General features: G+C 74.6%; 17 protein-coding genes. 9 read left to right on the forward strand and 8 right to left on the reverse strand.

What is annotated here, in order from left to right:
* Window positions 1-66: 66 nt before the first annotated feature.
* From DMP15_RS15445 to DMP15_RS15465, 5 genes are all read right to left on the reverse strand, one after another.
* Window positions 67-810 carry an energy-coupling factor ABC transporter ATP-binding protein gene (locus tag DMP15_RS15445; protein ID WP_179759808.1) on the reverse strand — a complete coding sequence of 248 codons (744 nt, stop codon included), beginning with the start codon at window positions 808-810 and terminating at the stop codon, window positions 67-69.
* On the reverse strand, window positions 807-1,571 hold the full coding sequence (cbiQ, locus tag DMP15_RS15450; protein WP_073574794.1) for a cobalt ECF transporter T component CbiQ: 765 nt from the start codon (window positions 1,569-1,571) through the stop codon (window positions 807-809). The genes DMP15_RS15445 and cbiQ overlap by 4 nt, the downstream gene beginning before the upstream one ends.
* Complete coding sequence (locus DMP15_RS15455) at window positions 1,571-1,921, reverse strand: PDGLE domain-containing protein (RefSeq protein ID WP_073574795.1); 351 nt, start codon at window positions 1,919-1,921, stop codon at window positions 1,571-1,573. Before DMP15_RS15455 ends, cbiQ begins: the two co-directional genes overlap by 1 nt.
* Window positions 1,918-2,631: an energy-coupling factor ABC transporter permease gene (locus DMP15_RS15460; protein WP_174565861.1), complete on the reverse strand. Its 714-nt coding sequence runs from the start codon at window positions 2,629-2,631 to the stop codon at window positions 1,918-1,920. The genes DMP15_RS15455 and DMP15_RS15460 overlap by 4 nt, the downstream gene beginning before the upstream one ends.
* 188 nt (window positions 2,632-2,819) lie before the next feature.
* Window positions 2,820-3,701: a glycosyltransferase family 2 protein gene (locus DMP15_RS15465; protein ID WP_337826062.1), complete on the reverse strand. Its 882-nt coding sequence runs from the start codon at window positions 3,699-3,701 to the stop codon at window positions 2,820-2,822.
* 558 nt (window positions 3,702-4,259) lie between these two features.
* Here DMP15_RS15465 and DMP15_RS15470 point away from each other — a divergent pair.
* The 5 genes from DMP15_RS15470 to DMP15_RS15490 all read left to right on the forward strand — a co-directional run bounded on the left by DMP15_RS15470 (window position 4,260) and on the right by DMP15_RS15490 (window position 9,795).
* The gene (locus DMP15_RS15470) at window positions 4,260-5,363 is read left to right on the forward strand and encodes a glycosyltransferase family 2 protein (protein WP_337826063.1); all 1,104 of its coding nucleotides are present in this window, start codon (window positions 4,260-4,262) and stop codon (window positions 5,361-5,363) included.
* A 101-nt stretch (window positions 5,364-5,464) separates the two neighbouring features.
* Window positions 5,465-5,842, forward strand: a complete 378-nt coding sequence (locus tag DMP15_RS15475) for a hypothetical protein (RefSeq protein ID WP_139282736.1) — start codon at window positions 5,465-5,467, stop codon at window positions 5,840-5,842.
* A 13-nt stretch (window positions 5,843-5,855) separates the two neighbouring features.
* Window positions 5,856-7,409, forward strand: coding sequence for a lipopolysaccharide biosynthesis protein (locus DMP15_RS15480; protein WP_337826064.1), 1,554 nt, complete (start codon window positions 5,856-5,858; stop codon window positions 7,407-7,409).
* The gene (locus DMP15_RS15485) at window positions 7,406-9,475 is read left to right on the forward strand and encodes a hypothetical protein (protein WP_253069128.1); all 2,070 of its coding nucleotides are present in this window, start codon (window positions 7,406-7,408) and stop codon (window positions 9,473-9,475) included. The genes DMP15_RS15480 and DMP15_RS15485 overlap by 4 nt, the downstream gene beginning before the upstream one ends.
* Window positions 9,472-9,795 (forward strand): hypothetical protein, encoded by a 324-nt coding sequence (locus DMP15_RS15490; protein ID WP_337826065.1) that lies wholly within the window; start codon window positions 9,472-9,474, stop codon window positions 9,793-9,795. The genes DMP15_RS15485 and DMP15_RS15490 overlap by 4 nt, the downstream gene beginning before the upstream one ends.
* Window positions 9,796-9,859: 64 nt before the next feature.
* Here DMP15_RS15490 and DMP15_RS15495 read toward each other — a convergent pair whose 3' ends face one another.
* Window positions 9,860-11,332: an NAD-dependent succinate-semialdehyde dehydrogenase gene (locus tag DMP15_RS15495; protein ID WP_337826066.1), complete on the reverse strand. Its 1,473-nt coding sequence runs from the start codon at window positions 11,330-11,332 to the stop codon at window positions 9,860-9,862.
* 64 nt (window positions 11,333-11,396) lie between these two features.
* On the opposite strand from DMP15_RS15495, the gene DMP15_RS15500 reads away from it, so the two are divergent.
* Window positions 11,397-12,596, forward strand: coding sequence for an acyl-CoA dehydrogenase family protein (locus tag DMP15_RS15500; protein ID WP_337826067.1), 1,200 nt, complete (start codon window positions 11,397-11,399; stop codon window positions 12,594-12,596).
* Window positions 12,596-13,657 carry an acyl-CoA dehydrogenase family protein gene (locus tag DMP15_RS15505; RefSeq protein WP_337826068.1) on the forward strand — a complete coding sequence of 354 codons (1,062 nt, stop codon included), beginning with the start codon at window positions 12,596-12,598 and terminating at the stop codon, window positions 13,655-13,657. Before DMP15_RS15500 ends, DMP15_RS15505 begins: the two co-directional genes overlap by 1 nt.
* A 24-nt stretch (window positions 13,658-13,681) precedes the next feature.
* On the opposite strand, the gene DMP15_RS15510 is transcribed toward DMP15_RS15505, so the two are convergent.
* Window positions 13,682-15,427 carry a sigma-54-dependent Fis family transcriptional regulator gene (locus tag DMP15_RS15510; protein WP_304580066.1) on the reverse strand — a complete coding sequence of 582 codons (1,746 nt, stop codon included), beginning with the start codon at window positions 15,425-15,427 and terminating at the stop codon, window positions 13,682-13,684.
* Between the two features lie 122 nt (window positions 15,428-15,549).
* Here DMP15_RS15510 and DMP15_RS15515 point away from each other — a divergent pair, with 122 nt between their 5' ends.
* Together DMP15_RS15515 and DMP15_RS15520 are read left to right on the forward strand one after the other, a co-directional pair.
* Window positions 15,550-16,554, forward strand: coding sequence for an alpha/beta hydrolase (locus DMP15_RS15515; protein ID WP_304580067.1), 1,005 nt, complete (start codon window positions 15,550-15,552; stop codon window positions 16,552-16,554).
* A 27-nt stretch (window positions 16,555-16,581) separates the two neighbouring features.
* Entirely contained in the window at window positions 16,582-18,201 is a 1,620-nt protein-coding gene (locus tag DMP15_RS15520; protein ID WP_337826069.1) for a flavin-containing monooxygenase, read from the forward strand.
* On the opposite strand, the gene DMP15_RS15525 is transcribed toward DMP15_RS15520, so the two are convergent.
* Window positions 18,202-18,660 carry a pyridoxamine 5'-phosphate oxidase family protein gene (locus tag DMP15_RS15525; RefSeq protein ID WP_062395201.1) on the reverse strand — a complete coding sequence of 153 codons (459 nt, stop codon included), beginning with the start codon at window positions 18,658-18,660 and terminating at the stop codon, window positions 18,202-18,204. It lies immediately after the preceding gene.
* Window positions 18,661-18,665: the final 5 nt, after the last annotated feature.

Below are 18,665 nucleotides of genomic sequence, written 5' to 3' on the forward strand. Positions count from 1 at the left end.
CCGTCCGGCTCGCCGGGTGGGGCGGTGGCGCGTCCGGAGCATGCGCGATCTCCCTGGGCGCCCCACTCAGGCAAGGACGAAGCCGTAGGGCAGCTCCAGGCGGTGCCGGGCGAGCAGCTCGGTGTCGGCCAGCAGCTCGCGGGTCGGCCCGTCGGCGACGACGGTGCCCCCGTCCAGCACGACGCTGCGGGGGCACAGCTGCAGCGCGTACGGCAGGTCGTGGGTGACCATGAGCATGGTCCGGCCCAGCCCCAGCAGCACCTCGGCCAGCTCGCGGCGGGCCACCGGGTCCAGGTTCGACGACGGCTCGTCGAGCACCAGGATCTCCGGGTCGCACGCCAGCACCGTGGCCAGCGCGACCCGGCGGCGCTGCCCGCCGGACAGGTGCAGCGGGGAGCGGTCGGCGGCGTCGGCCATCCCCACCGCGGCCAGGGCCTCGTCGACCCGCTCGCGCAGCGCGGGCCCGCGCAGCCCGAAGTTCGCCGGGCCGAAGGCCACGTCCTCGGCAACGGTGGGCATGAACAGCTGGTCGTCGGGGTCCTGGAAGACGATCCCCACCCGGCGGCGGATCTCGCGCAGGTGCCGCTTCTCCACCCGGAGCCCGCCGACCTCGACGGTGCCCGCGGCGCCGTCCCCGCCGCCGAGGATCCCGTTGAGGTGCAGCACCAGCGTGGTCTTCCCGGCGCCGTTCGGGCCGAGCAGCGCGACCCGCTCGCCGGGGGCGATCGTCAGGTCGACGCCGAACAGCGCCTGGTGGCCGTCGGGGTAGGCGAAGGCGAGGTCGGTCAGCCGCAGCGACGGCGGGCTCATGCGGCCACCCAGCCGGACCCGGCCAGCAGCACCGCGACCCCGGCGACGGTCAGCCCGGCCAGCCACTGCCGTGAGGTGGTCGGGGCGTCGCCCGACGGCGGCATGGTGCCGGTCCAGCCGCGCGACAGCATCGCCAGGTGCACCCGCTCGCCGCGTTCGTAGGACCGTACGAACAGCGAGCCGATCCCGCGGGCGGTCGCCCCGGCCTGCCACAGGAACCGCGGGTCGTGGCCGCGGGAGATCCGGGACAGCCGCATCCGGCGGGCCTCGCCGGTGATCACGTCGGCGTAGCGCAGCATCAGGGTGGCGATCGTGGTGACGATCGCCGGGGCGTGCAGGCGTTGCAGGCCGACGAGCAGGTCGCGCATCGGCGTCGTCGCCGCGAGGGTCAGCGAGGTCAGGACGCCGAGGGTGCCCTTGACCAGGATGTTCCACGCCCCGAGCAGCCCCGGCTGGGACAGCGTGAGGCCGAGCCAGTCCAGTGTCGGCGCCGGGCCGGTGAACGGCAGCAGCACCGCGAGCACCACGAACGGCAGCTCGATCACCGAGCGCCGCAGGATCCAGCCCGGGCGCACCCCGGCCAGGGCCCACACCGCGGCCAGCAGCAGCGCGAACCCGCCGAACACCGCGAACGCCTCGCGCGGGGTCGCGACCACGCACACCACCACCAGCAGTGCCGAGACGACCTTCACCTCGGGGGGGAGCCGGTGGACGGGGGAGTCGCGGTGCAGGTACAGCGGGTGCGCGTGCCCGGCGCCCATCAGCCGTCCCGGCGGCGCAGCAGCAGGAACACCCCGCCCGCGACGACGACCGTCACCAGCACCCCCGCCACCCCGGCGACGCCGGTGGTGCCCTCGCCGCCCACGACCGAGTACCCGGCGAGCGGGCTCGATGCCATGGCGTGGTCGCTCTCGTGGGTCGCGATGCAGGTGCCCTCCAGCCGCTCCTCGCCGTCCGGGGTCGCGACGGCGGTGCAGCCGTCCCGGGCGACGGTGTCCAGGCCGTCGGGGTCGGGGGAGGCGAAGGACGAGACCAGCCCGGCCACGACCAGGGACACGATCAGGAACCCGGCGAAGAACAGCAGCGGGCGACGGCGGGCGGTGGCGCTCATCGCGCACCCTCCTCGGAGGTCGAGCGGCGGGCCAGCGGGCGCCCGGTGCCGCGCAGCAGGTACACCAGGTCCGGCCGGGCGGCGGCCACTGCGCCCACGGTGGCCGCGGTGATCACGCCCTCACCGATGCCGATCAGCACGTGCAGCCCGCCCATCAGCGCGAACACCGTGCCGAGGGTGGCGCCGCCGGCGCCTCCGATCGCGTACTCCAGGACGAAGCCCATCGACGCGACGACGGTGTTGAGCAGGGCCGCGACGAAGGCGACGGCGACCAGCCCGCCGCGGGAACGCACCGCGAACCGGCGCAGCGAGCGCGCCACCAGCCAGCCGACGACCACCCCGATCACGGCCATGTTCGTGATGTTGAGGCCCAGTGCGGTGATGCCGCCGTCGGCGAACAGCAGCGCCTGCACGACGAGCACGATCGAGATCGCGATCATGCCCACCCACGGGCCGACCAGGATCGCGACGAGCGCCCCGCCCAGCAGGTGCCCACTGGCCCCGGGCAGGATCGGGAAGTTGATCATCTGGACGGCGAAGACGAACGCCGTGACCAGTCCGGCCATCGGCGCGGTGCGGTCGTCGAGGTCCGCGCGGGCGCGCAGGACGGCCACCGTCAGCGCGATCACCGCGACGACGGCGAACAGCAGCGCCGTCGGGCCGTTCACCAGTCCGTCGCTCATGTGCATGGCGACCGCGTGCGTCTGCATCGCGCCCCCTCACCGGTCGGACCGGCCGCCACCCGGCCGGGTGAGGGGATTCAACGCGACGGCGGTGCTGCCGCAAAGGCCTGGCAGTAGATAGGCGACTGCATGTCCCGGATGTCCGGTATCGACCCCGCCGATCGGGGAGTCCGGGATGCCGTCCGTCCGGACGGCGCGCGGTCGGGCGCCCGCGGTCAGCGGGCGTCGGCCGACGCGGCCTCGTTGCGCTCGGCGATCAGCTTGTCGTCCTTGCGGGCGGCGATGCGCGAGACCTTGAACAGCGCCTTGCGCCGGGCCCGGCCCAGCGGCAGGGCGAGCCGGCCGATCCGCACGTCGATCGGACGGACGTCGAACACCCCGGAGTCGCCCAGCTCGTCGAACAGCAGCTGCTGCTCCTCGGAGATCTGCTGCTCGAACTCCGAGGAGACCGAGCCGCGAGCGATCCGGAACGCGGCCAGGGTCTCCGGGACGCCGAGGAAGTCGCCGTACTGGAGCAGGCGCATCCAGAGGTCGAGGTCCATGATGAAGCGCCGCTCCGGGCGCCATCCGCCCGCGGTGACGAACTGCTCGCGCCGGAACAGGACGTTGCCCGGCTCGCCGATCGGGTTCGCGCCGTTGCGGATGACCCGCCGCGCGACCTCGCTGCCCGAGTGCAGTCCGACCAGGCCGCCGCCGAGGCCGCGGCGCGGGACGATGACCCGGCTCTGCTCGTCGATCATGTGCCGGCGCGAGGCCACCACCGACAGCGACGGGTCGTCGCGCATCGGCGGAACCTGCAGCTCCAGGCAGCGCGGGTGCAGCAGGTCGTCGGCGCAGACCAGCTTCACCAGCGGTGCGCGGCAGAGCTCGACGGCGCGGTTCCAGTTGTCGCCCTGCGGCAGTGTCTGGCGGTTGCGCTCGACCCGGATCCGCGGGTCGCGGAACGAGGTCGCGATCTCCCAGCTCGCGTCGGTGCTGCCGTTCTCCAGCACGACGAGCTCGAAGTCCCGCCAGGTCTGCTCCAGCACGCTGCGGATGGTCTCGGCGAGATAGGTCTCGCCGTTGTGGACCGGGATGCAGACGGACACGCTGGGCACAAAGCCGCCGGGCCTCATCGGGTACCTCGCAGGGGTGGAACGGATCGGACGAGCAGGCGGCGAGCCACGCTACCCGTCCCGGCCGGCGGGCCGGACGGCGGCGCGGACGAGCGACGTCCGAAGGGGACCATCGGGACGGAACGGATACACACCGTGATCATCGGCCGGACGTCCCGCCGCTCGCCGCCCGACGATCACCGCTCGTCGGGCGGGGTCCCGGTGGGCCGGTCCCGCACCGCGGCGGCCCGGACGACGTCCGTAGTATCGGTCGTCGTGTTCGCGTGATCGGTCCACGCCGCGGCGACGGAGTCCGGAGGCCTTGCGTCGTCCGGGCGACACCCGATGCGGTGCGGGTCACGTAACGCGACCGACGGCGCCGGAGATAAGCCGGATGACCCCCGTTGTGGGGTAACGGATCCGGTCGATGTCGGCATCGTCGTCACGACCGGACACGCACTGCTCGCCAACCGCGCGCCAGGACCGATCGATTCGGGGGAGAGACCGGTGAACAAGCGCCCTGACCACGGACCACGTCGTCCGAACCAACCGAGGGTGTCGGTGATCGTGCCGACCCGCAACGAGGCACGGAACCTCGAGGTGGTCCTGCCGGCCGTCGCGGCCGTGCGTCCCGCCGTGTACGAGGTGATCGTCGTCGACGGCGACTCCCAGGACGGCACCGTCGAGACCGCACGCCGTGTCCTGCCCGGCGTCCGGATCGTCCGCCAGACCCGCAAGGGCAAGGGCAACGCGATGGCCTGCGGTTTCGCCGCGGCCACCGGCGACGCCATCGTCATGTTCGACGCGGACGGCTCGGCCGACCCGCAGGAGATCCCGCGCTTCGTCGCCGCGCTCGTCGAGGGCGCCGACTTCGCGAAGGGCAGCCGGTTCACCAAGGGGGGCGGCAGCGACGACATCACGTTGCTCCGCAAGGGTGGCAACGCCGGTCTGAACCTGATCGCGAACACGCTGTTCGGGACCCGCTACAGCGACCTCTGCTACGGCTACAACGCCTTCTGGGCCGACATCCTGCCGCTGCTGGAGCTGCCCGCGGTCGACATGCCGCCGCACCCGGACGGCGGGATGTACTGGGGCGACGGGTTCGAGATCGAGACGGTCCTGAACTGCCGCGTCGCCGCCGCCGGTCTGTCGATCACCGAGGTCCCCTCGGTGGAGAAGGAGCGGATGTTCGGCGAGACGAACCTGCGCACCTTCGCCGACGGCACCCGCGTCCTGCGGACCCTCGCCGCCGAGCGGCGGCGGGCCGGTCGCGACGACAGGCCCGCCGGGCCCGGCACAGCCGGCCCCGGCACGGCCGTCCCCGGCCCCGCCGCGGTCGTCCCGCCCGCCGGGCACCCGGCGGTGCCCGCCACCCCGGCCACGGCGCCGGTGCCGCCCGCGGTGCCCGACCGTGCCGTCCCGGCGGCGCAGCCGCAGCGCCCGGCCCCGCGGCCGCACGCCGACGCACCGCCCCCGCAGCGCCCGCAGCAGCAACCGTCGCGTCCGGCCCCGCAGCCGCAGCCCGGTGCGGGCCGGCCCGCACCGCAGCAGCCGGCCCCGTCGCCGGTCGCCCGCGAGCAGCGCCCCGTCGGCGCCGAGCGCGACGGGTCCGCCCGTCCCGAGCGGACCGGTGTGCGGTACGCATGGGGGGAAGAGGCGTCCTGAGCGCCCCGGGACCGGATCGGGCCCGGTCCGTGCCCCACCGGCCCACGCCCCACGAGGGGCGTGGCGCCGGGAGAACCACCAGTGAAGAGGAGTGAGCCGCGGTGAGCGTGCAGTCCGCAGCTGAGCTGACCCGCGCGAGGACCGCGCGGCGGTACGTGGCGATCCTGCTCGTCGTCGCCGGCGTCATCGCCTGCGGCCTGAGCATCGCCGGGATCAGCGGGGGCGCGCTGGGCGAGTTCCGTCTGCTGGTCACCATCGGCTTCCTGCTGCTCGGTCCCGGCTGGGCCGCCGCGGGCTTCCTGCGCCGCGCGCCCGCCGCGCACGTCTGGCTCCTGACCCTCGGGGTCGGCACCGCCGTCACCCTGATCGGCGGCCAGCTCATGGTCAGCCTGGGGCTCTGGTACCCGAGCGTCGCCCTGTTCGTCGTCACGCTCCTGTCGGTCCCGTTCCTGCTGCGCCACGCCGTGGTGGCCCAGTGAGCGGGACCTCCCGGTGAGGCCGGTCGGGCCGGCGCGTCCCCGCCCCGCCGCGGGTACGGCCGGTCCCGGCCCCGTCCCCGGACCGCAGGCGGCGGGCGTCGATCCGGACGCCCCGACCCAGCGTCTCGCCACCGCCCACGCCCGGGCGCACTCGCGCCGCAACGCCGAGCAGCACACCGAGTACCTCCCGCCGCTGGTCGGGTTGCGCGGGCCCGGCGAGAACCCGCCGACCCCGCCGCCCACCCGACCACCCGGAACGGGCGGTGGCGACGGCGGTGACGACGGCGAGCAGGTCCCGGACCGCAACGGCGGCATCGGCGACGGCATCGCCCTGACCCTGTGCTCGGGCTTCGGCTCGGTCGCCGGGCTGCTCGGCGTGCTGATCGCGACCCGGCTCATGCCCCAGGCCGAGGTCGGCCGGGCCTCGGAGTTCGTGTCGGCCTTCCAGCTGATCGGCGGCGTCGCCCAGCTGAACCTGGGGCTGGCGTTGCTGCGCTGGCTCCCCGGGGCCGGCCGCAGGTCGGTCCGGCTCACCTTCGGCTCGCTGCTGCTGATCATGCCGCTGTCCGGGCTGATCGGCCTGATCTACGGCACGCTCGTGCCCCGGGTCGCGGAGGCCGCGGGTGGCGGATCGTTCGGCTGGGGCCTGGTCGTCCTGGTCCTGACCTGCGCCGGCTGGTGCGTGTTCGTCGTCCACGACTTCGTCATGGTCGCCATCGGGCGGCCGTGGGTAGCGGTGTGGCGCAACGGCACCTTCGCCGTGACCCGGATCGTGCTGCTGCTGGCACTGGGCAGCACGCTCGCCTCCGAGGCGCTGGTGCTGTCCTGGGCGATCCCGGTCGTGCTGTGGATCGCCGCGGGCACCGTGCTGCTCTGGTTCATGGTGCGGCGCTTCGCCCGCGCCGGTGGGCCGGGCACGCTGCCGTCGCGCCCGGAGATGATCGCGTTCCTGGCGCCGACCGCGCTGGCGCAGTGCGGCAACGCGCTGCTCTACAACCAGGTCCCGCTGTTCGCGAACTTCCGGATGGGCAACGAGATCGGCGCGGTCTTCTTCATCTGCTGGCAGGCGGTGACCGTCATCGACCTGGCCGCGACGTTCTTCACCAACTCGCTGACCGTGCAGACCGCCCGGGAGCCGCACCGCGCCGAGGAGTTCGCCCGCGTCGCCCGGCGCCGGATGCTCCTGCTGTTCGTCCCCGCGCTCGGGCTCGGGGCGGCACTGGGCTACCCGGTGCTGTCGCTGCTCGGTGAGGGCTACGCGCCCGGCGCCCCGGCGCTGGCCGTGCTCATGGGCGGCCTGTTCTTCCGGCTGATCGTCGTGTTCGAGCTCGCCCGCCGCCAGGCCGACGGCGACGGAATGGGCTACGCGAAGATCCAGCTGCTCAACACCGGCCTGGTCGTGGTCTTCGCCGGTCTGGTCCCGCTGCCGGACCCCGGAACCGCATCGGTCAGCATGACCATGCTGCCGGTCGTCCTCGGCTACGTCGGCGCGCAGATCCTCTGCGCACTGGCACTCAGATTCGTCCCGGCGTGGAACCGCCGGAGCACACCGGAGGTGAAGTCGTGACGTCGGAGACCCGCCGGACGGGCGGCCCCGACCCGTCCACCCGCGGCCACCGCGGCGAGGAGCCCGCCGTCGCGCGGACCCGCGTCGCGGAGGAGAGCGCGAGCGAGCGGACCCAGTTCGTCACGCCGCCCGGCCCGGACTCGCCGACCACGGCCGTCCGCGGCCCGGTCCCGCGCCCGCCCGGTGACGGCCCGCCGCCGCCCCCGCCGCCCGCACCCGAGACCGCCGAGCCGCTGTCCCCGCTGTGGGTCTGGGGCGCACCGGTCCTGGCCGTTCTCGCGGTGCTGCTGCTGCCCGTCGCCGCCGCGACGACCGACCTGTCCGACCTGGGCGGCTGGGGCCTCGCCCCGGCGCTGAGCCCGTTCGCGTGGGTCGCGCTGCTGCTCGCCATCGGCGCCTGCCTGCTCGAGCTCTGGTCGCGCCGCCCGCGCATCCCGATGCTGGGTGCCGCGACGGGTGTGCTGCTGCTGTGCTCGACCGGCCTGCCCTCGGTCGTGCAGCCCCAGGCCCGGTTCACCACCGCCTGGCTGATCTCCGGGTTCGTCGACGCGGTCGCCAGCAACAACGGCGTCCCGCCCACCGGCGTGGACGCGCGGTTCTACTGGCCCGCGTTCTTCGCCCAGTGGGCGTGGATCCGCGACGCCGCCGGTGCCGACCAGCTCGACACGATCCTGCGCTGGTACCCGCCCGCGGTCACCGCGGTGTGGGCGATCGGCGTCTACGCCCTGGCCCGCTCGATGCTCGGGGGCACCCGCGCGCCGTGGGTCGCGGCCTGGCTGTTCATCGGCCTGAACTGGATCGAGCAGGACTATTTCTCCCCGCAGGCGACCGCGATCGTGCTGCTGCTGACGGTGCTGACCTTCGCGCTCGGCCCGCTGGCGACCCGCCGCGTCGACAACGCCGGGGTCCCGGGCTGGCCGCGGGCCCACCGCGGGGCGCCACCGCTGCCCCGGTGGCGGCGCTGGCTGGTGTCGGCGCTGACTCCGCCGAACACGCCGACGCTGCCCGCCCGGCAGCTGCTGCTGATCTACTTCTGCGCGGCGCTGTGCGTCATCGCCGTCGCCCCGGCCCACCAGCTGACCCCGTTCGCCATCATCGGCCAGCTGGCCGTGCTGGCCGTCGTCGGCCGGTTCCGCGGACGCGGGCTGGTGATCGTCGCGATCGCCGCGGTGACGGTGTTCGTGCTGATCGGCGCCCGCGACTTCTGGATGAACCAGATCAGCATGATCATCGGTAGCGGCGACGACGGCAGCGCGCTGCAGGCCGGTGTCGCGGACCGCTTCCAGGGCGACACGGGCCAGCTCGTCGGCAAGGGGTTCCGGGTCGTGATGACCGGCCTGACCTACGTCCTCGGCTTCGCCGGGGCCTGGGTCTACTGGCGCCGCCGCCGCGACCTCGTGCCGATCCTGCTGGCGATCATCCCCATGGGGATGGCGGTCGTGCAGAGCTACGGCGGCGAGCTGCTCCTGCGCGTGCTGCTCTACGGCCTGCCGATCCTGTCGATCCTGGCCGTCGACGCGCTGCGGGCCTTCGCCCGCGTCGACCGCAAGCGCGAACGGCTGCTCGCGGTGGGCATGGTGGTCGTCTTCGGTCTGCTCATCTTCATCCGCGGCGGTAACGAGGCCTACACCGACGTCACCACCGAGGATGTCCAGATGACCCGCAAGGCCTACGCCGAGGCGCCGCCCGGGGCGACGGTGCAGCCGTTGTCGACGGTCGGGCCCTACGCCCTGGAGGGCGTCGGCGAGAACAACAACATGGCCTCGGGCGGTCAGGGCTGCGCGGTCCTCGCCGCGGACCCGTTCCGCTGCATCGACCAGGTCCAGCCGCAGACGATCCTGTTCTACCCGGCGATCGAGAAGCAGGGCGTCGTCCTGAACGACCGCGAGCCGGGCTGGACGATCGAGATCCGCAACCAGCTCATCGCGTCGGGCCAGTACCGCGCGACCTACGAGAGCGGCTTCGACGCCATCCTGGTGCGCAACGAGCCGCTCCCGGCGCCGGGCGTTCCGGCACCGGCGACGGCCCCGGCCCCGGCGGCCGGTGGGGAGGTGCCGAACCCGTGAACGGATTCCTCCTGACCTGGCTCGCGTTCGGTCTGATGCTGGCCGTGTTCGCCGCCCGCGCCTGGGTGGTGGAGACCAGCCGTGGCCGGTTGGTCGCCAGCGGGTCCGCGCAGCGCGGGCTCACCGCGGCCGCCGTCGCCTCGGTGGCGCTGCTGGTCGTGATGCTGACCCTCAACGGCGGCGTCGAGCTGGTCGAGCTCGTCTCGGGGGGCCGGGCCGACGTGACCCAGCCCGCCGAGCCGGTGCCCGGCCAGGACCCGGCGGTGCCGATCCAGCCGCAGGCCCCGGCCCCGGCGGCACCCGCGGCCCCGGCCAACTGACCGACCCGCGACACACGAGGGCCCCGGCGCCGTACGGCACCGGGGCCCTCGGTCGTGCGTGGGGTCAGCCGCTGTAGCCGATGGCCACGTACTTGGTCTCCAGGAACTCGTCGATGCCGACGGTGCCGCCCTCGCGGCCCAGCCCGGACTCCTTGACGCCGCCGAACGGGGCGGCCGGGTTCGACACCAGACCGGTGTTGAGCCCGATCATGCCGCTGTCGAGGTTCTCGGCGATGTGCAGCGCCCGGTTCAGGTCGCGCGTGTACACGTAGTTGACCAGGCCGAACTCGGTCGCATTGGCCGCGGCCAGTGCGTCGTCGGCGCTGTCGACGACGGTGATCGGCGCGACCGGGCCGAAGATCTCCTCGTGGTTGAGCCGGGAGTTCACCGGCACGTCGGTGAGCACGGTCGGCGGGTAGAAGTAGCCCGGCCCGTCCTGGGCCCTCCCGCCGATCGCGACCGAGGCACCGGCGGCGACGGCGTCGGCGACCAGGTCGGTGACCTTGTCCAGGCCCTTCGCGTCGATGAGCGGGCCCACGTTCACGCCCTCCTCGGTGCCGCGGCCGACCTTGAGCGCGCCCATCCGCTCGGCGAGCTTCGCGGTGAACTCCTCGGCGACGCCGCGCTGGACGTAGAACCGGTTCGCGGCGGTGCAGGCCTCGCCCATGTTCCGCATCTTGGCGATCATGGCGCCCTCGACGGCGGCGTCGACGTCGGCGTCGTCGAGCACGATGAACGAGGCGTTGCCGCCCAGCTCCAGCGACGACCGCATGACCTTGTCCGAGGCCTGGGACAGCAGCAGCTTCCCGACCGGGGTGGACCCGGTGAACGACATCTTGCGGGCGCGGCCGTCGCGCAGGATCGGCTCCATCACCGCGCCGGCGTCGGTGGCGTTGATGACGTTCAGGGCGCCGTCGGGCAGGCCGGCGTCGGCCAGCACCTGCGCGAACGCGAGCATGGTCAGCGGCGTCTGCGGCGCGGGCTTGATCACCGAGGCACAGCCGGCGGCGACCGCCGGGGCGATCTTGCGGGTGCCCATGGCCAGCGGGAAGTTCCACGGGGTCACGAACACGCAGACCCCGACGGGCTGGCGGATGGTGAGGAAGCGGGTCTGGCCGTTCGGGGCGACCTGGTAGCCGCCGTCGATGCGCACGGCCTCCTCGGAGAACCAGCGCAGGAACTCCGAGGCGTAGACGACCTCGCCCTTGGCCTCGGCGAAGGGCTTGCCCATCTCCAGGGTCATGAGCAGGGCCAGGTCGTCGATCCGCTCGTGGAGCAGGTCGTAGGCGCGGCGCAGGATCTCGCTGCGCTCCCGCGGCGCCATCGCGGCGATCGTGGGCTGCGCGGCGTGCGCGGCGGCGAGGGCGTCCATGCCGTCGGCGGGGGAGGCGTCGGCGACCTCGGTCAGCACCTCTCCGGTGGCGGGATCCTCCACCTTCGCGGTCGCGCCGTTCTCCGCCGGCCGCCACCGGCCGCCGATGAACAGGCCGGTGGGGACGGCATCCAGCACCCTGCGCTCGTCAGCATTGGTGGTCATGCCCGGAACGTACCCCGGTGAGTCGGCCCATAGACACCGGCGGCGCCGGCGGGGCTGGGTCATGATGAGGCCCGTGGCAGCGACATCGACACCGGCAGCGGCCCTGCCCGAGCTCGTGCCCGACCCGGTCGAGCTCCCCGCCGGGCTGGCGGACCTGCGGGCCGAGGTCCGGTCTTTCCTCGACGACGAGCGCGGCGCCGCCCGCTGGACCCCGCGTGCGGACGTGTGGCTCTCCGGCTGGGACGAGTCGTTCTCGCGGCGGCTGGGGGAGCGCGGCTGGCTCGGGATGACCATCCCCACCGAGTACGGCGGGCACGGCCGGACCGCGCTGGAGCGCTACGTCGTCACCGAGGAGCTGCTCGCCGCGGGCGCACCGGTGGCGGCGCACTGGATCGCCGACCGCCAGATCGGGCCGTCGCTGCTGCGCCACGGCACCGAGGAGCAGCGTCGCGCGTTCCTGCCCGGGATCGCCCGCGGCGAGGTGTACTTCGGCATCGGCATGTCCGAACCGGACTCGGGCTCCGACCTGGCGTCGGTGCGGACCCGGGCGACCCGCGTCGACGGCGGGTGGCGGCTCTCGGGCACCAAGGTGTGGACCTCCGGGGCGCACCACGCGCACGCGTTCTTCGCGCTGGTGCGCACCGAGCCGCGCGACGACGCGCACCGGCACGCGGGGCTGTCCCAGTTCCTGGTGGAGCTGGACTCGCCCGGGGTGGAGATCCGCCCGATCCCGTTGCTCACCGGGGCGCACCACTTCAACGAGGTCCGCTTCGACGACGTGTTCATCCCCGACGCGCGGGTCTTCGGCGAGCTGGGGAACGGCTGGGCCCAGGTCACCGGCGAGCTCGCGTTCGAGCGCTCCGGACCGGAGCGGTTCCTGTCGACCTACCCGCTGCTGGCGTCGCTGGTCGGCGAGCTCGCCGGGGCGGACCGTGCCGACGCCGGCACCCGTCGTCGCGTCGGGTCGCTGGTGTCGCGGCTGTGGACGCTGCGGGCCATGTCGCTGGCCGTCGCCGGGGCGCTGGAGTCCGGCCGGGCCCCCGAGCTGGCCGCGGCCCTGGTCAAGGACCTCGGTACCCGCTACGAGAACGAGATCGTCGACGCCGCCCGGCTGCTGGTCGACATCCCGCCGGACCCGGGTGCGGAGTCCGGGTTCGCCCGGCTGCTCGCCGACGCCGTGCTGCACGCGCCCGGGTTCACCCTGCGCGGCGGCACCAACGAGGTCCTGCGCGGCATCGTCGCGCGGGGGATGGGACTGCGCTGATGGCCCGCAACAGCGACCTGGCCGACCTGGCCGCCTCGATCCTCGCGGCCGGGTCCGACGACCGTGACGGGACCGGCCTGGACACGGCGGCCTGGAAGGCGTGTGCCGGGGCCGGGCTGACCTCGCTGACCGACCCGGACACCGGCGGCACCCTCGACGACGCCGCCGTGCTGCTGGAGGTCGCCGGCGCCGACGCGGCCCGCCTGCCGCTGGCCGAGACCGACCTGCTCGCCGGGTGGCTGGCCCGCGCCGCCGGGCTCGCCGTGCCGGACGGGCCGTTGGCCGCCGTCGTCACCGACGCGACCGGCGGGGACCGCCCGGCCGGGACCGCCGGGGGGACGGTGACCGGCAGCGGCGGCACGGCCGGCACGGTGTCGGCGGCCCTGACCCGGGTGCCGTGGGGGCGTTCGCTGGCCGCGGTCGTCGTCCTCGACGGCGATCGGGTGCTCGTGCTCGACACGGGCGCGGCGGCGGTCACCGAGGGCGCCAACCTCGCCGAGGAGCCCCGCGACGGCCTCACCCTCGACGGGGTCACGCCGCTGGCCACCGGCTCCGCCCCCGCCGGGGCGGCGGCGGAGCTGACCCTGCGGGCGGCGCTGGCGCGGTCGCTGCTGCTCGCCGGCGCGGCCCGCGGCGCACTGGCCCGCTCGGTCGCCTACGCCGGGGAGCGCACCCAGTTCGGTCGTCCCATCGGCCGCTTCCAGGCCGTGCAGCAGATGCTCGCCGAGGCGGGCGCCGAGGTCGCCGCCGCCTCCGCCGCCTCCGCCGCCGCGACCTCGACCGCGCGGCGCGCGGGGTTCGCCGCCCCGGAGACGGCGTTCGCCGTCGCCGCGGCGAAGGCCCGCTGCTCGGAGGCGGCGACGGCGGTCGCACGGATCGCCCACCAGGTGCACGGGGCCATCGGGTTCACCCGCGAGCACGCGTTGCGGCTGGTCACGACCCGGCTGTGGGCCTGGCGCGACGAGGACGGTGACGAGGCGTTCTGGAACGACCGGGTCGGGGCGGCCGCGCTGGACGCGGGCGCCGACGGGCTCTGGCCGTTGGTGACCGGGCGGCCCTGAACGCCGCCGGTGCGTGCCGGCCGGTCAGGACACCCCGAACTCGCGCAGCTTCCGGTAGAGGGTGTTGCGCCCGATCCCGAGCGTGCGGGCGGCCCGGGTGCGGTTCCCGCCCGCCGCACGCAGGGCGTCGGCCACGGCGTCGCGTTCGGCGGCCTCCAGCAGACCGAGTTCCCGGCGGGCGGTGCGCAGGCGGTCGGGGAGGTCGGCCTCGTCGACCGGTCCGCCGCCGGCGCGGCGGGCCGCCGCCGTGACCACGGTGCGGAGCTCGGCCAGGTCACCGGGCCAGTGCCAGGCCCGGAGCCGATCCAGGGCCGCGCCGGACAGCCGGGACCCCGACGCGGGCGGGGGCAGCTCCGCGAGCAGCGTCTCCACCAGCGCCGGGAGGTGCTCGCGGCCCGCCGCCAGCGCCGGGAGGCGGACGGTGGTGGCGACCTGGCCGAGGAGGGCGGGGGTGGTGTCGTCGGTGGGGTCGGCGTCGGCGGTGAGGACGAACGGGACACCGGTCGCGGCCAGGTCCCGCAGGAGCTCCGGTCGCGGCCCCGGTGACAGGTGCACCCGCCGCAGGACGAGCCCGCGACCCGCGGCCAGCGCCGCGCGGGCCGTCTCCCACCACTCGCGCTCCCGGTGCGGCTCGACGACCACGGCGCCGTCGTGGCCCAGGCGGGACAGCACGCGGCGGGCGGTCCGCAGCTTCCCGCTGCCCCCGGGGCCGGTCACGGCGACGGTCTCCCGGTGGGAGACGGCCTCGCGGAGCCGGTGGTCGACCTCCGGGTCGTGGTGGAGCGCGGCTCCCCGGACGGTGGCCGGGGCCGCCACCGCGGGTGCCGCCCGGCGGGGCGCCAGCCGGACGCTGAACGCGGTCCCCCCGGTGCCCTCGACCGGGGCGACGACCGCGTCGTGCGGGCCGTCGGGCATCGGCACCCGCATCCGGCGTGGCCGGTCCGGACCCCCGTCGCGCAGCAGCTCCCACAGCAGGGCGTGCAGGTCCGGGCCGGCGTGGGCCAGCGCGTGCCGGTCGGCCAGGACGGTGTCGGCGTCGACGACCAGCGCCCCGGTCGTGGCCCGCTCCAGCGCGAGGTAGGCCCGTACCAGCCTGCGACGGTGTTCGCCCGCCTCGTCGAGCAGCCGGGCCTCGATCTGGCGGCCGATGTCGGCGGCCATCACCGCCATGAGCGGGTGCACGTCGCGCACCGCGCAGGCCAGTGAGAGCGAGCCCACCGTCCGGCCGGTCCCGGGCTCGACCAGCGGGGTGCCGGCGCAGGTGAGGTTCTCCAGGAGGGCGTTGTAGTGCTCGGGGCCCCGGACCAGGACCGGGCGTCGTTCGACCAGCACCGTGCCGATGCCGTTGGTGCCCACCGACCGCTCGGAGAAGTCCGAGCCCTCCACCGCGCTCGCCCGGTCCATCAGCGTGCGCTGGCGCCGGACGCCGACGTGGCGGCGGACGATGCGCCCGGTCGCGTCGGACAGCACCATGGCCACCGGGACGTCGGCGAAGCTGTCCACGAGCCGCTCCAGCACGGGCGCCGCGGCCCGGCGCAGCGCGGTGTGGTCGTCGCCGGGGTCGGCGTAGCCGATGCGGTCCGGCGCCGTCGGCACCGCCTCGCCGATGCAGCGCCGCCAGCTCTGCTCGATCAGCGGCGGCACGCCCGCGTGGCCGGGCGGCAGCGCGAGCAGCCCCCCGTCGACGAGCGTCTCGCGGCTGCGCCGGATGCGCAGGCGCTGCCCGGCCGACAGGGCCGGCACCGCCGTGTCCTCGTCCCGACGCGTCATCGCCCCGATCCGCCCCTCGCCGCCCGTTGCGGACACGTCCACGGTGCCCCAGGTCACACCATCCTGGCCAGGGGGAGTGGCCGGTGGGCGTTCCAGAACGGAACACCCGCGGTGCCTCCGCGGTGCCCACCATCGACGGCCACGCCACCGCCGGCGCGGCGCCCGTCGTCGCTCCGGCCGACCGGAGGAGGACCGCGATGACGACGGCACCACCGACCCGCCCGACGGGTGCGTCCACGGAGTCCGACGCGCTGCGCGCGCTCTACGCCGACTGGTCCGCCGTCATCGCGGCGACCCCGGACCTGACCACGCGGCTGTTCCGCAGCATCTTCGACGAGTGGCACCAGGCCACCCGTGAACCCGAGGACGTGACCTACCGGGAGGAGTCCCTCGGGGGTGTCCCGGGGATCTGGGCGCTGCCGGCCGGGGCGGATCCCGCGCAGGTCCTGCTCTACACCCACGGCGGCGGGTTCGCCGTCGGCTCGGCGTCGAGCCATCGCAAGCTCGCGGGGCACGTCGCGCGGGCGGTCGGCGCCACGGCGTTCGTGGCGGACTACCGTCGCGCGCCGGAACACCGGCACCCGGCACAGGTGGAGGACACCGTCGCGGTGTTCGAGGCGCTGCTGGCCCGGGGGACCGCCCCCGCGGACGTGACGACCATCGGTGACTCCGCGGGCGGGAACCTGGCGGTCGCCACCGTGCTCGCCCTGCGCGACGCGGGCCGACCGCTGCCGGGCCGGGTCGTCGCGTTCTCGCCGTGGCTGGACATGGAGAACACCGGCGCCACGCTCGTCACCAACGCCGCCTCGGACGCCCTGGTCACGGTGCCCCTGCTGGAGGGGATGATCGCCGGCGTCCTGGGGGAGGGGCACGTCGACCGGCGGGCACCGCTGGCGAACCCGTTGCACGCCGACCTCACCGGCCTCCCCCGGCTCTACGTCGACGCCGGGGGTGCCGAGGCGCTCCTCGACGACGCCGTCCGGCTCGCCGACCGGGCCCGGGCCGCCGGTGTCGACGTGACGCTGTCGGTCGTCGCGGGCATGCAGCACGTCTTCCCGTTCCTCGCCGGCACCGCGCCCGAGGCCGACGAGGAGCTCGCCGCCCTCGCCGCCTGGTACCGCGGCTGATCCCTCGACACCCACCGGGAGCACACCATGACCACCTCCACCACCCCCGATGTCGACGCCGTCGTCGTCGGCGCCGGGTTCGGCGGCATCTACATGCTGCACACGCTGCGGGACCGGCTCGGCCTGAGCGTCCGCGCCTTCGAGAAGGGCGACGGCGTCGGCGGCACCTGGTACTTCAACCGGTACCCCGGCGCGAAGTCCGACACCGAGGGGTTCGTCTACCGCTACTCGTTCGACCGGGACCTGCTGCAGGAATGGAACTGGAGCACCCGCTACCTGGACCAGCCCGACGTCCTGGCCTACCTCGAGCACGTCGTCGACCGGTACGGGCTGCGCCGGGACATCACGCTCGGCACCGAGGTGACCGCCGCGGTCTACGACGAGGACGCCGGTCTCTGGCGGGTGCGCACCTCCGGCGGCGAGACGGTGCGGTGCCGCTATCTGGTCAACGCCCTGGGGTTGCTGGCCCGCAGCAACGTCCCCGACCTCCCCGGGCTGGGCACCTTCGCCGGGCGCACCGTCCACACCAACGCCTGGCCCGACGACCTCGACATCGCCGGGCGGCGGGTCGGCGTCGTCGGGACCGGCTCGACCGGCGCCCAGTTCATCGTCGCGGCGGCCCCGCGCGCGGCTCACCTCACCGTCTTCCAGCGCAGCCCGCAGTACAACGTGCCCTCCGGCAACCGACCGGTCACCCAGGACGAGGTCGACCGCACCAAGGAGCACTTCCCCGAGATCTGGGACCAGGTGCGCGGCTCGGTCGTGGCCTTCGGGTTCGAGGAGAGCGCCGTCGAGGCGATGAGCGTGTCCGCGCAGGAGCGCGAGCGCGTCTTCCAGGAGAACTGGGACGCCGGCAACGGGTTCCGGTTCATGTTCGGCACGTTCTGCGACATCGCCACCGATCCCGACGCCAACGCCGCGGCCGCCGCGTTCATCCGGCGCAAGATCTCCGAGATCGTCGTGGACCCGGAGACCGCCCGGAAGCTCACACCGACCGACCTCTACGCCAAGCGCCCGATCTGCAACGAGGGGTACTACGAGACCTTCAACCGCGACGACGTCGAGCTGGTCTCGATCCGGGAGAACCCGATCGCGGAGGTCACCCCGGCCGGGGTGCGCACCGCCGACGGTGTCGTGCACGAGCTCGACGTGCTCGTCCTCGCGACCGGTTTCGACGCCGTCGACGGCAACTACCGGGCGATGGACCTGCGCGGCCGCGGGGGCCGCCACATCGACGACCACTGGACCGACGGGCCGTCGAGCTACCTCGGGGTGTCCAAGGCGGGCTTCCCGAACATGTTCATGATCCTCGGGCCGAACGGGCCGTTCACCAACCTGCCGCCGAGCATCGAGGCCCAGGTCGAGTGGATCGGTGAGCTGATCGGGCACGCCGAGCGCGGCGGTATCGGCACGATCGAGCCGACGGCCGAGGCCGAGCAGGGCTGGTCCCGGCTCTGCCGGGAGATCGCCGACGCCACGCTGTTCCCGAAGGCCGACTCGTGGATCTTCGGGGCGAACATCCCCGGCAAGCCGAACGCGGTGATGTTCTACATGGCCGGGCACAAGGCCTACCGCGAGGAGCTGTCCACCGTGGCCCGCGACGGGTACCGCGGGTTCGCGATGCACGGCTCGGGAGGCTCCCGGTGATCACATCTTGCGGAAGTCCCAGCTGGTGATCTTCTCCGGGCGCAGCCGCAGCCACGCGTGCCTTCCGTCGATCACGACCTGGTCGCCGGTGTAGCGCGCGGCGAAGGCCTGCTCGACCCGCTCCAGCTCCGGGTTCGGCTCGCCGGTGCGGGGCACCTCGCCGACGACCTCGACGGAGCCGCGCAGCTCGACCCCGCGCAGCTCGGTGTAGTCGTGCCCGGCGTCGACGACCACGGCGATCCGCGGGTCGCGCTGCAGGTCCGCCCACCGCTGCGAGCGCGAGAGCGAGGTCAGCCAGAGCGCCTCGCCGTCCCACAGGTACCAGAGCGGGGTGGCGTGCGGGCCGTTCACGCCGTTGGTGGCGACCCGGCAGGTGCGCTCGGCGTCGAGGAAGGCGGTGACCTCCTCCGGGGTCATCGCGATCTTCCGGGCGCGGCGCTGCGGCTTCGGTGCGGTCATGGGTC

The organism is Pseudonocardia sp. UM4_GMWB1 (assembly GCF_017312155.1).
In the GTDB taxonomy this organism is placed as follows: Bacteria; Actinomycetota; Actinomycetes; order Mycobacteriales; family Pseudonocardiaceae; genus Pseudonocardia; species Pseudonocardia alni.

Coding starts and splice junctions, on each gene's coding strand:
- DMP15_RS15445 (WP_179759808.1), bottom strand. CDS start 810: ATGAGCCCGCCGTCGCTGCGGCTGACCGACCTCGCCTTCGCCTACCCC.
- cbiQ (WP_073574794.1), bottom strand. CDS start 1,571: ATGGGCGCCGGGCACGCGCACCCGCTGTACCTGCACCGCGACTCCCCC.
- DMP15_RS15455 (WP_073574795.1), bottom strand. CDS start 1,921: ATGAGCGCCACCGCCCGCCGTCGCCCGCTGCTGTTCTTCGCCGGGTTC.
- DMP15_RS15460 (WP_174565861.1), bottom strand. CDS start 2,631: ATGCAGACGCACGCGGTCGCCATGCACATGAGCGACGGACTGGTGAAC.
- DMP15_RS15495 (WP_337826066.1), bottom strand. CDS start 11,332: ATGACCACCAATGCTGACGAGCGCAGGGTGCTGGATGCCGTCCCCACC.
- DMP15_RS15500 (WP_337826067.1), top strand. CDS start 11,397: ATGAGGCCCGTGGCAGCGACATCGACACCGGCAGCGGCCCTGCCCGAG.
- DMP15_RS15505 (WP_337826068.1), top strand. CDS start 12,596: ATGGCCCGCAACAGCGACCTGGCCGACCTGGCCGCCTCGATCCTCGCG.
- DMP15_RS15510 (WP_304580066.1), bottom strand. CDS start 15,427: ATGACGCGTCGGGACGAGGACACGGCGGTGCCGGCCCTGTCGGCCGGG.
- DMP15_RS15520 (WP_337826069.1), top strand. CDS start 16,582: ATGACCACCTCCACCACCCCCGATGTCGACGCCGTCGTCGTCGGCGCC.
- DMP15_RS15525 (WP_062395201.1), bottom strand. CDS start 18,660: ATGACCGCACCGAAGCCGCAGCGCCGCGCCCGGAAGATCGCGATGACC.